We start from the raw sequence: 11,396 nt of genomic DNA, 5'->3' as shown, positions 1-11,396 counted from the left end.
CGCGCCGCTATTCACCCGATCGCGCGCAACGTGATGCGGTGACGCCCGGACGGCACCGGCACCGGCACCGCCGACGCGACGGGGTGACCGTCGAGTTGCACCTGGAACCCGGCGGGCAGGCCGCCGAGGGTGATCCGGGTGGCGGTGTCGGTGGCCACCGCGATCGTCGACGACGCCAGCGCGGCCAACCCGGCGCGCGCCACGTCGACGCTGAGACTGGCGACGCCTCTGAGGCGCAGCGTCAAATACGGCAGCGGCGTGGCCCGCCGCCCCACCTGCCAGTCCAGCTCGCTGTAGAGCCCGGGGCTCGGCTCGAAGTTCCAGATCACGCCGCGACGGTGCCGAATCGTGTGCGTCGGGTCGGGCCGGGCATACGAGCGTGCGTCGACTTCGGCCACGGCCCCGCGCCGCGCCGTCACCGACGGATCGGCGGTCAGCTCCGACAGCCACCACGCCTGGTGCGGTCCGATCCCCAAGTCGGGCCGCACCAACTGCGGGTACCACGCGAACGTGATGTGTCCCGGATCGGCTTGGCGCAGCGACGTTTTCATGTGCGAGATCGGATCCTCGAACTTGTCCTGCAGCACCCAGGCGAGGTGATCCTCGAGCGGATACACGGTGAACCGGTGGCGGTAACCCAGCCGGTCGAGTTCGAGCGCCTGCTCGGCGGCCGACGGGAACGGCACCAGCTCGTCGACCAGCCCGTGGGCGATGACGTACGGCAACCACCGGGCGTTCACCAGCAGCTTCCAGGTGTCCCCCTCGCGCGCGCAATGCGAGTCGAGGTCCAGGTCGGCCGGGATCTCGACGCCGGGAAAAAGCCGCACCCCGCACGCCGGCGGCCCGGCGAGCACCACCGCCTGCGAGAACACCTGCGGGTAGCTCAGCCCCAACTTGTAGGCGGCATACCCGCCCATCGAATAGCCCGAGATGACAGTGCGATTGGGGTCGGTGCCCAGCTGCTCGGCGACCCGCGCCCACACTTCCCAGACGTCGAGTTCGCCGGTGTCGAAATACCAGGTCGACGGGCCGCGGGCGAGCGGGGTGACCACCACGGAGTCGCGGCCGTCGCAGACCTCGTGCAATAGGTGCGGATCGATCGCGGCGAACTGGCTCTGCCCCAGCGACAGCGAGTGCAGCAACAGCGTCAGCGGCAGCGCGCGGCCCGGCTCGTAGCCGGACGGCAGGCAGATCGAATAGGGCTGGACACGGCCGAGGAATTGCGGCTTGGTGCTCAAGATGTCGTTGGCGGCCCAGCCCTGTTCCAGACCCTGACCGAGCTCGACGGAGGACACGTACCAGCGCGTCGACGGCCCGGTGATGAGCGGCTCGTCCTCGGTTTCGCGGGCCGCGAGCCGGGCCCACGGCACGGTCACCGAGAACACGGAGACGTCGTGTTTGGTCAGCGCGGCGGCTTGGGCGGCGTCGGACCAGAAGTTCAGGTGCGGCGGCTCCTGCGCGTTGGTGCGGAAGGCGACGTTGTAGACGTTGGGCTGCCCGGGCAGCGCCCCGTGCACGGCGGGCACGTCGGCGAACCCGTCCCCCGCCGCGTTGGCCAGCCCGGCGGCCAGCCGAACCGTCCAGCTTCCGCTCGGTTCCAGCAGCGACCGCGGAACCTGCGCCACGAACGACCGCGACTGCATGTCGACGCTGTGCTCGACGGTTGTCGACTTACCGGTGGTCAGGTCGATCAAGCTGGCGGCACGCGCCGACACCAGCAGGGCCATGTCGATGCCGTCCGAGCGCACGCCCGCCCCGGCCGGCCAGTCCGCGGGGGCCGTCCGGGAGGGTCCGGTGTCGAAGGTGAACAGCGCGACGGGCACCGAGGCGTCGAGCAATGTGTTCCAATCGACCCGCCACCAGGTGTGGGTCTCGGTGAGGCCGATCGCGACGCGGAAGATGTCGGCGCCGTTGCCGGCCGCGGGCCCATCCGGATAGACGTAGGTGCCGCGCGGGGGCGCCTGGATTTTCAGGTCGCCGACCGGCAGGCCCGTCGCGCCGTGGTCGTCGTAGAGGAAGTCGGTCCAGAACAGCGCACCACCGGCCAGCCGCCCCGCACCGCAGGTGCGCGGAAACTCCTCGCCGAACGGCCAATTCGGCGGCGTGGGCAACGGTGGCTCGGGGCGGCGCGCGGCCGGCGGCACGCCCTCGGGCATCCCGTCGACGACGACGAGCTCGCCGGGCGGCGCCGGTGATGCGGGGGCCGGCGTGCTGGGGTGCAGCAGCGCGTCGGCGAGGTGGCGCGCGATGCGGATCGGAAGCAGCGGGAGGTCGAAAACTGACACCCCGCCCAACCTACGCGGGAACCACGATCAGGTCGTGCGGCCGGTTGTTCACGGCCTCGGCGCCGGTCCCGGTGACGACGACGATGTCCTCGATGCGGGCGCCCCACCGGCCGGGAAAGTAGATGCCGGGCTCGACGGAGAACGCCATGCCCGCGGCCAGCGGCATGTCGTTGCCGGTGACGATGTACGGCTCCTCGTGCACCGCCAGGCCGATGCCGTGCCCGGTGCGGTGCACGAACGACTCGGCGAGACCGGCCTCGGCCAGCACGTCGCGCGCGGCGGCGTCGACCTCCTCGGCGGTGACGCCGGGGCGGACCGCGTCGAGCGCCGCGCGCTGGGCCCGCTGTAGCGCCGAATATTGTTGCGCCACTGAGGGTTCAGGGTCGCCGATGCTGTAGGTGCGGGTGGAGTCGGAATGGTAGCCGGGTTCGTAGGCGCCGCCGATGTCGACAACGACGACGTCGCCCACCCGCAGTTCCCGATCCGAATAGACGTGATGCGGGTCGGCGGCGTGCGGCCCGGAGCCGACGATGATGAACGCCACCTCCGAATGCCCTTCGGCGACAATCGCTTCGGCAATGTCGGCGGCGACATCTGCCTCGGTGCGGCCGGGCCGCAGGAACTCCGGCACTCGGGCGTGCACGCGGTCGATGGCCGCGCCCGCCTTGCGCAGCGCGTCGATCTCGCACTCCTCCTTGACCATCCGCAACCCGCGCAGCACGCCGGTGGCCAGCACCGGCGGCACGCCGAGCACGCCGGCCAGCGGCACCAGGTGCAGCGCGGGCATGGCATCGGTCACGGCGGCCGTCGCCGGCGCGCCGCCCAGGGACGCGCACACCAACTCATACGGGTCCTCCCCGTCGACCCAATCCCGCACGGCCAGGCCCAATTCCGCGATGGCCGACTCCTTGAACGACGCCAGCTCCAGCCGCGGCACCACGACGGTCGGGTCGCCGGCGGCCGGCAACACCAGCGCGGTGAGCCGCTCGTGGGTCTGGGCGCGCGACCCGACGAGGTACGCCAGGTCGTAGCCCGGCGTGATCACCAGGCCGGTCAGGCCGGCGTCCGCGGTGGCCGAGGCCGCCGCGCCCAGCCGACGCGCATACACCCCCGCGTCGAATCGGTGGGAATCCATGCCAGCCAGGCTAACCTGAACGGCCGAACGTCGACTTGTGGCGCTGATTTCGCGAGATAGTCGACAACAACTCGACGCTGGGGGCCATGACAAGATAGCCGTCATGCCCGCACCCCTTGTCCTCCTCGACGGCGCCAGCATGTGGTTCCGCTCGTATTTCGGGGTGCCGTCGTCGATCAAGGCCCCCGACGGCCGGCCGGTCAACGCCGTGCGCGGATTTCTCGACTCGATGGCCGTGGTGATCACCCAGCAGCGGCCCGCCCGGCTGGTGGTGTGCCTGGACCTGGACTGGCGGCCGCAGTTCCGGGTGGACCTCATCCCGTCGTACAAGGCGCACCGGGTCGCCGAACCCGAGCCGGCGGGCGAGCCCGACGTCGAGGAAGTGCCCGACGACCTGACGCCGCAGATCGACATGATCATGGAGCTGCTGGACGCCTTCGGGATCCCGACGGCCGGCGCCGACGGCTTCGAGGCCGACGACGTGCTGGGCACGCTGGCGGCCGCCGAACGCACCGACCCGGTCGTGGTGGTCAGCGGCGACCGCGACCTGCTGCAGGTCGTCGCCGACGATCCCGTCCCGGTCCGGGTCCTCTACCTGGGCCGCGGGCTGACCAAGGCCACGTTGTTCGGGCCGGCCGAAGTCGCCGAACACTACGGCGTGCCGCGCGAGCGGGCGGGCGCCGCCTACGCCGAGCTGGCGCTGCTGCGCGGCGACCCGTCCGACGGGCTGCCCGGGGTGCCGGGCGTCGGCGAGAAGACGGCGGCCACCCTGCTGGCACAGCATGGTTCGCTGGAGCGGATCCTGGCCGCCGCCCACGACCCAAAATCCAAGATGGCCAAGGGTTTACGCGCGAAGCTGCTCGGCGCCACCGACTACATCGAGGCCGCCGGCGGGGTGGTGCGGGTGGCCACCGACGCGCCCGTCAGACTGTCGACGCCCACCGACGCCCTGCCACTGGTGGCGGCGCACCCGCGGCGGACCGCCAAGCTGGCGACCGAACTGGGTGTCGGATCCCCGATCGCGCGCCTGCAGAAAGCGCTCGACGCGCTGCCCGGGTGACGGCCCCTACTGGGGTCGGCCGACCTCGTAGGTGCCCTTGTTGTCCTGGAACGTCACCGTCACGCGCTTCTTGGCCCCGTCGATGCTGACGTCGCAGTCGAAGGTTTGCCCCTTCTTGACCACGGGGTCCTGGCCGTGGTTGCACGAGACGTCCTTGACGTTCTTGGCGCCGTAGCCGTTGGTCTCGTCGCTGAGCACCTGCTGGACGCCCGCCTGGGCCTTGTTGACATCCAGCTTGGTGGTGACGAAGAAGCCGGGCTGCCAGAAGCCGAGCACCAGCACCACCGCGATGACCAGCAGCGCGATCGCGGCGGCCACGCCCCCGATCACCGCGGTCGAACGCTTCTTGCCCGGCTGCTCGTACGGCGGGTACTGCTGCGGGTACTGGCCGGGCGCAGGGTACTGGCCGTATTGGCCGGGCTGGGGGTACTGGCCCGGCGGCGGGTACTGGCCGGGCTGGCCGTACTGCCCGGGCTGGGCGTACTGGGTGGGCTGCGCGGCGTACTGCGTGGGCTGGCCGTAGCCGGGCTGCTGGCCGTACTGCTGCGGGTACGCCTGCTCGGTCGGCTGCTGGTACTGCGGGTAATCCGCGGGCGAAGCGGGCGGGGTGTAGGCCGGGGCCTGCCACGTCGCGTCCTGCCCCGGCTGTTGCTGCCAGGGCGATCCCACCTGGGTGGGATCCGATGAATGATCGCCGGCCTGACCGGGCGGTTGCCACTGCTGACCCGGATCCGATCCCTGCGGTCCGCTCATCGTTCTCCTCAATTCCCTCGTTTTCCCGGCCCTGCCACGGTAGCTCGCGCCCAGCCTACCCGGCGTCAACTGCGACGACGCCGCGCCGAACGTCGTTGATGGCGCGCTTGGCGGTGGCCCGCAGCTCGGCATCCGGTGCGGCGTTGCGGACCTGGTCCAGCAGGTCGAGCACCTGGCGGCACCATCGCACGAAGTCCCCCGCCGAGAGCGGGGCACCCGCACCGCCCGACGGGTGGGCGTCGGCGGCGGCCAGCGCCGCGGTCAGATCGCCCGTCCGGGCCCACCGGTAGATGACGTGGACGAATCCGTCGTCGGGCTCGCGGCTCGGGGCGATCCGGTGCGCCTGCTCGTCGGCGCGCAACGCGGTCGACAGCCGCGACGTCTGCTGCAGTGCCTGACGCAGGCGTTGCGTGGGCACCTCCGCGGCCAACACGGCGCCGCCGCCGTCACCCCGGGACTCGTACAGCACCGCCGACACCACCGCGGCCAGCTCGGCCGGTTTCAGCCCCGCCCACGCGCCGGAGCGCAGGCATTCGGCCACCAACAGGTCGCTCTCGCTGTAGATGCGGGCCAGCAGCCGCCCGTCGTCGGTGATGCGCGGGTCCGCGGCCGGGCCCTCGATGAAAGCGCGTTCGGTGAGCAGCCCAACGATCCGGTCGAACGTGCGGGCCAGCGAGTTGGTGGCCGCGCCCACCTTCTTCTGCAGCTGGGCGTTGTCGCGTTCGATGCGCAGGTAACGCTCGGCCTGACGCATCCGGGACTCGAGGCCCGGACCGTTGTGCGCGGGATGGCGGCGCAGCTGCTCCCGCAGCGACGAGAGCTCCGGATCGTGAAACCCGTCGGTGTCGCCGCGGCCGCTGCGGCGGGCGGCCGGCAGGTCCAGCCCCTGGACGGCCGAGCGCAGCGCCGAGGCGAGGTCTCGGCGGACCCGCGGCTGGCGGTGCTCGACCCGCTTGGGCAGGGACATCGACCCGACCGGCGCCGACGCGCCCGTGTAGTCCGCCGAGGAAATCCTTCCCGCCCAACGGTTTTCGGTGAGCACCAGCGGTCGCGGGTCGGCGGTGTCGCGCGCGGACTCCAACACCACCGCCAGGCCGCCGCGGCGGCCGTGGGTGATGTTGATGATGTCGCCGCGACGCAGCGCGGCCAGCGCGTCGCTGGCCGCCTGCCGCCGCTGCAGTCGCGACGCGCGGGACTGCGCCCGCTCCATGTCGGAGATGCGCGCGCGCAGCCGGGCGTATTCGAAGATCGGCGCGTCGTGCCCGCCGAGCTCGGCGGCGATCTCGTCGAGCATCAGCTTGCCGCGCTCGATGCCGCGGACCAGCCCGACGACGGAGCGGTCGGCCTGATACTGGGCGAACGACTGCTCGAGCAGCTCGTGCGCCTGCTCGGGGCCCATGTGCTGCACCAGGTTGATCGTCATGTTGTACGACGGGGCGAACGAACTGCGCAGCGGGAAGGTGCGGGTGGAGGCCAGCCCGGCCACCGCGGCGGGTTCGGTGGTCTCCTCGCTCGGGTTCCACAGCACCACCGCGTGGCCCTCGACGTCGATGCCGCGCCTGCCGGCGCGGCCGGTCAGCTGCGTGTACTCCCCCGGTGTCAGCGGCAGGTGCTGCTCGCCGTTGAACTTCACCAGCCGCTCGAGCACCACCGTGCGTGCGGGCATGTTGATGCCGAGCGCCAGCGTCTCGGTAGCGAACACCGCCTTGACCAGCCCGGCGGTGAACAGCTCCTCGACCGTGTGCCGGAACGCCGGCAGCATCCCGGCGTGGTGGGCCGCCAGGCCACGCAGCAGCCCCTCGCGCCACTCGTAGTAGCCCAGCACCGCCAGGTCGGAGTCGGCTAGGTCGCCGCAGCGGTGGTCGATCACCTCGGCGATCTGTGCGCGCTCCTCCTCGGTGGTCAGCCGCAGCGGCGACCGCAGGCATTGCTGCACCGCGGCGTCGCAGCCGGCGCGCGAGAACACGAAGGTGATCGCCGGCAGCAGCCCTTGGGAGTCCAGGATCGCGAGCACGTCCGGCCGCGCCGGCGGCCGGTAGAAGCGCGGCCGGCCGGCGCCGGAGCCCCTGCCCCGGCGGGGACTATGCCAGTCCGACATCCGGTCCGCCTCGCGGCGATGGGCGATGTGGCGCACCAGGTCCGGGTCGACGCGGGAGGCTTCACCGTCGTAGTCGAACAGGTCGAACAGGCGCTTGCCCACCAGGACGTGCTGCCACAGCGGGACGGGCCGATGCTCGTCGACGACGACGGTGGTGTCCCCACGGACGGTCTGGATCCAGCCGCCGAACTCCTCGGCGTTGCTCACCGTCGCCGAGAGGCTGACCAGCCGCACCTCGTCGGGCAGGTGCAGGATCACCTCCTCCCACACCGGGCCCCGCATCCGGTCGGCCAGGAAGTGCACCTCGTCCATCACCACGTAGGAAAGCCCTTGCAGCGCGGGCGAATTCGCATACAGCATGTTGCGCAGCACTTCGGTGGTCATCACCACGACGGGCGCGTCGCCGTTCACCGACAGGTCGCCGGTGAGCAGCCCGATCCGGTCGCGGCCGTAGCGCGCGGTCAGGTCGGTGTGCTTCTGGTTGCTCAGGGCCTTCAGCGGTGTGGTGTAGAAGCACTTGCCGCCGGACGCCAGCGCCAGGTGCACGGCGAATTCGCCGACCACCGTCTTGCCGGCCCCGGTCGGCGCGCACACCAGCACGCCGTGGCCGCGTTCCAGCGCCGCGCAGGCCCGCTGCTGGAAGTCGTCGAGGGTAAAGCTCAGTTCGGCGGCGAACCGGTCCAACTCGGCGAGCTCGGTCACGCCGTCGCCCAATGGCGCGAGCGTCCGCAGATGTACATGAAATGCGGCGTGTCGCCGTACCAACACGCGCGCTCGCGAGGGGGGCGGGGCTTACGTGACGTCTTCATGCTGTCCGGTGAACGACGGCTCCGGTGTCGGGTCCCGTATCGGCTCGGGCGGCTCGATGACCGAGGCTTCGTCGTCGGGAATCGCGGCCTGGGCTTCGCGCTTGGCTTTGCGCCTGTCGTGCAGTCGCGCGATCTGAATGGCGAACTCGAGGAGCACCGACAGCGCCATCCCCAGCGCCGTCATCGAGAACGGGTCGGACCCCGGCGTGAACACCGCGGCGAAGACGAACATGGCGAAGATCAGCCCGCGCCGCCACGCCTTGAGCCGCTGGTACGGGAGCACGCCGGTCATGTTGAGCATGACGATCAGCAGCGGGAACTCGAAGCTGACGCCGAAGACCACCAGCAGGTTGATCAGGAAGCCGAAATACCGGTCCCCCGACAGCGCCGTGACCTGCACGTCGCTGCCGACGGTCAGCAAAAAGCCCAGCGCCTTGGACAGCACGAAGTACGCCAGCACCGCGCCGGCCAGGAACAGCACCACCGCCGGGATCACGAACCCGACCGCGAAGCGGCGCTCCTTCTGGTACAGGCCGGGCGTGATGAACGCCCACAGCTGGTAGAACCACACCGGGCAGGCCAGCACGACCCCGGCCGTCAGCCCGACCTTGAGCCGCAGCATGAACTGGTCGAACGGCGCGGTGGCCAGCAGCCGGCACTGCCCGTCGGCGCTGATGCTCGCCCGCGCCGACTGCGGCAGCGAACAGTAGGGGTGGCGCAACCATTCGCCGAGGCTTTCCAGCCCGAAGATCGAATGCGAGTACCAGACGAACCCGAAGATCGTGGTGACCAGGATCGCGCCCAGCGCGATCAGCAGCCGGGTGCGCAGCTCGGTCAGGTGATCGACCAGCGACATCGTCGCATCGGGGTTGGTGCGGCTGCGCCTATTGCGCGGATTGAGCCGTTTCAACAGGCCGGCGGTGCGCGCTGAAACCTTGAGACCTTTCACGACGTTCAGTCGCGCTCGGGCACCGCGGCGACGCGGCTACGCCGGGCGCGCTTCGGTGTGCCCCTGCTCGGTGGCCGCCGGCGGGTCGACCCGCTGCGACTGCACTGGCTGGGGGTTCTCGATCGACGGCGCCTCGGGCTTGCCTTCGGTCTGCATCTCACGGATCTCGGACTTGAAGATGCGCATCGACTTGCCCAGCGAGCGCGCCGCATCGGGGAGCTTCTTGGCACCGAACAGCAGGACGATGACGACCGCGAGGATCGCCCAGTGCCACGGACTAAGACTGCCCACTTTGATTACCTCCAGACGTCCACCCGATGCTACCGCAGCAAGGGCCGGACCTACTGTGAGCGCGCCGCGACCTGGTAGGACCGCAGGGCCGCCGCGGCGGCCTCCCGCACCCGCTGGGCCAGCGAGGCGGGTTCCAGCACCCGCACGGCCGACCCGAAGCCCAGCACCAGGCGCGTCATCCAGTCCTCGGAGGCATAGGTCATGACCGCCTCGCACGATCCGTCGGGCAGCTCCCGCACGTCGCGCATCGGGTAGTACTCGAACATCCACGAGGCCGAGGGCGCCACCCGCAGCCGGGCCGACGGCAGGGACGGGTCACCCTCGAACAGCGACGTGTCCGGCGGCGCGTGCAGCGCCGGTTCGGGCGCCGCGGCCGGCTCCCCCAGCTCGCGGGCCTCCACGATCCGGTCGAAGCGGAACAGCCGAACCCCTTCGGCCTCCCGCGACCAGGCCTCCAGGTAGCTGTGGCCGCCGATCAGCAGGACGCGGATGGGGTCGACGACGCGGCTGGTCAGGGTGTCGTGGGAGGCGGAGTAGTAGTCGATGGCCAGTGCGCGCTGGTACTGCACCGCCGTGCGCACCGCGGCCGCGGCCCGGCTTTCGGCGGGCGCTCGCTCGTCGACGGCCGCGGTTCCGTCCTGTCCGACGGCGCCGGCGGCCGCCTCGATCTTGGCGATCGCGCTGCGCGCCGCCTGCGGGTCGACCACGCCCGGGATGTCGGCGAGCGCCCGCAGCGCCACCAGCAGGCCCGTCGCCTCCGGCGACGTGAGCTTGAGGGGCCGGTCGATGCCCGCCGAGAACGTCACCTCGATGGTGTCGCCGGAGAACTCGAAGTCGATGAGGTCGCCCGGGTAATAGCCGGGCAGGCCGCAGATCCACAGCTGGTTGAGGTCGTCTTCGAGCTGCTTGGCGGACACCCCCAAATCGGCGGCGGCCTTGGCCCGCGTGACCCTCGGGTTGGCCTGGAAATACGGCACCATGTTGAGCAGCCGGACCAGCCGGGTGGAGATCGGGGTCATTGCGCCTGGGCTTTCAGGCGGGCCAGCACGTCGTCGCGCAGGGATTCCGGCTCGAGCACGACGGCGTCGGCGCCGTAGCCGGCGATGTCGCGCGCGAGCTGGTCGGCGAATCCGACGTCGAGTTCGATCACGTCGCCGTCGCGGCCGCCGAGTTGCCGTGCGGCCGTTGGCCTTCCGGCGCGGCGCAGCGCGGTCGCCCGCCCGTCGGCGACCCACACCCGGGCCGGCCCGCCCGTCGGCGCCGCCGAAACCTCGTTGACCGTCTGGGCGACGATCCTGCGCAGGTCCACGCCGTCGGGCACGGTGACCTCGCCGGGCGAACCGATCGTCGTCACTTCGGATCCGATGCGCGACAGCCGGAACGTGCGGGTGGCCTGGCGGTCGCGGTCGTGGCCCACCAGATACCAGCGGCCCTTCTCGGTGACGACGCCCCACGGCTCGACGGTGCGCACGGCGTACGGCTCGGCCCGCGAGGGCCGGTGCGGGAAGCGCACGGCATGACGAGAATCGATGGCGGACAACAGGATTTCGAGAACGTCCTCCGACCCGCGCAGGCCCGGCACCCCGGCCGGGGACGCGATGGCCACCGGGGCGCCCGTGTCGAGGGCGTCGACGTCCACGCCGGCGGCGCGCAGCTTGAGCAACGCGCCCTGGGTGGCGGTGATCAGCTCGGGTGACTCCCACAGCTGCGTGGCGACGGCCACCGCGGCCGCCTCGTCCGGGGTCAGCTCGACCGGCGGCAGCGCGTAGGCGTCGCGGTTGATCCGGTAGCCCTCGGTGGGGTCGGTGACCGAGACCCGGCCGACCTCGAGGGGGATGCCGAGGTCGCGCAACTCGTTCTTGTCGCGTTCGAACATCCGCGAGAACGCCTCGGCGGACGGGCTGTCGGAATAGCCGGCGACGCTGGACCTGATCTTTTCGGCCGTGATGTAGCCGCGGGTGGACAGCAGAGCGATGACGAGGTTGACCAGCCGCTCGACTTTCGAGATCGCCATTC

Annotated in this window: 9 protein-coding genes; 1 reads left to right on the top strand and 8 read right to left on the bottom strand. The window is 71.2% G+C overall.

The window, feature by feature from the left end:
* Window positions 1–11 precede the first annotated feature (11 nt).
* Together AC5Y4Z_RS18075 and AC5Y4Z_RS18070 are read right to left on the bottom strand one after the other, a co-directional pair.
* Window positions 12–2,285 carry an alpha/beta hydrolase-fold protein gene (locus AC5Y4Z_RS18075; protein ID WP_499965853.1) on the bottom strand — a complete coding sequence of 758 codons (2,274 nt, stop codon included), beginning with the start codon at window positions 2,283–2,285 and terminating at the stop codon, window positions 12–14.
* Between the two features lie 10 nt (window positions 2,286–2,295).
* Window positions 2,296–3,420, bottom strand: a complete 1,125-nt coding sequence (locus tag AC5Y4Z_RS18070) for a M24 family metallopeptidase (protein WP_499965852.1) — start codon at window positions 3,418–3,420, stop codon at window positions 2,296–2,298.
* Between the two features lie 103 nt (window positions 3,421–3,523).
* Between AC5Y4Z_RS18070 and AC5Y4Z_RS18065 the strand changes: the two genes are divergently transcribed.
* Window positions 3,524–4,480: a 5'-3' exonuclease gene (locus AC5Y4Z_RS18065; RefSeq protein WP_499965851.1), complete on the top strand. Its 957-nt coding sequence runs from the start codon at window positions 3,524–3,526 to the stop codon at window positions 4,478–4,480.
* 6 nt (window positions 4,481–4,486) lie between these two features.
* On the opposite strand, the gene AC5Y4Z_RS18060 is transcribed toward AC5Y4Z_RS18065, so the two are convergent.
* From AC5Y4Z_RS18060 to AC5Y4Z_RS18035, 6 genes are all read right to left on the bottom strand, one after another.
* A complete protein-coding gene (locus AC5Y4Z_RS18060; RefSeq protein WP_499965850.1) occupies window positions 4,487–5,233 on the bottom strand; it encodes a DUF4333 domain-containing protein in 747 nt (248 codons plus the stop codon).
* A gap of 55 nt (window positions 5,234–5,288) precedes the next feature.
* Entirely contained in the window at window positions 5,289–8,033 is a 2,745-nt protein-coding gene (locus AC5Y4Z_RS18055) for a DEAD/DEAH box helicase (protein ID WP_499965849.1), read from the bottom strand.
* 90 nt (window positions 8,034–8,123) lie between these two features.
* A complete protein-coding gene (gene tatC / locus AC5Y4Z_RS18050) occupies window positions 8,124–9,089 on the bottom strand; it encodes a twin-arginine translocase subunit TatC (protein WP_499965848.1) in 966 nt (321 codons plus the stop codon).
* A 36-nt stretch (window positions 9,090–9,125) separates the two neighbouring features.
* Window positions 9,126–9,380 carry a Sec-independent protein translocase subunit TatA gene (gene tatA, locus AC5Y4Z_RS18045; RefSeq protein WP_499965847.1) on the bottom strand — a complete coding sequence of 85 codons (255 nt, stop codon included), beginning with the start codon at window positions 9,378–9,380 and terminating at the stop codon, window positions 9,126–9,128.
* A gap of 50 nt (window positions 9,381–9,430) precedes the next feature.
* Window positions 9,431–10,399, bottom strand: coding sequence for a helix-turn-helix transcriptional regulator (locus AC5Y4Z_RS18040; RefSeq protein WP_499965845.1), 969 nt, complete (start codon window positions 10,397–10,399; stop codon window positions 9,431–9,433).
* Window positions 10,396–11,394 carry a helix-turn-helix transcriptional regulator gene (locus AC5Y4Z_RS18035; protein ID WP_499965844.1) on the bottom strand — a complete coding sequence of 333 codons (999 nt, stop codon included), beginning with the start codon at window positions 11,392–11,394 and terminating at the stop codon, window positions 10,396–10,398. Before AC5Y4Z_RS18035 ends, AC5Y4Z_RS18040 begins: the two co-directional genes overlap by 4 nt.
* Window positions 11,395–11,396: the final 2 nt, after the last annotated feature.

The sequence above is a fragment of the Mycobacterium sp. NGS63 genome, from assembly GCF_059812295.1.
Note: the sequence above shows the minus strand (reverse complement) of the source record. Positions and strands in the feature narration are given on the sequence as shown.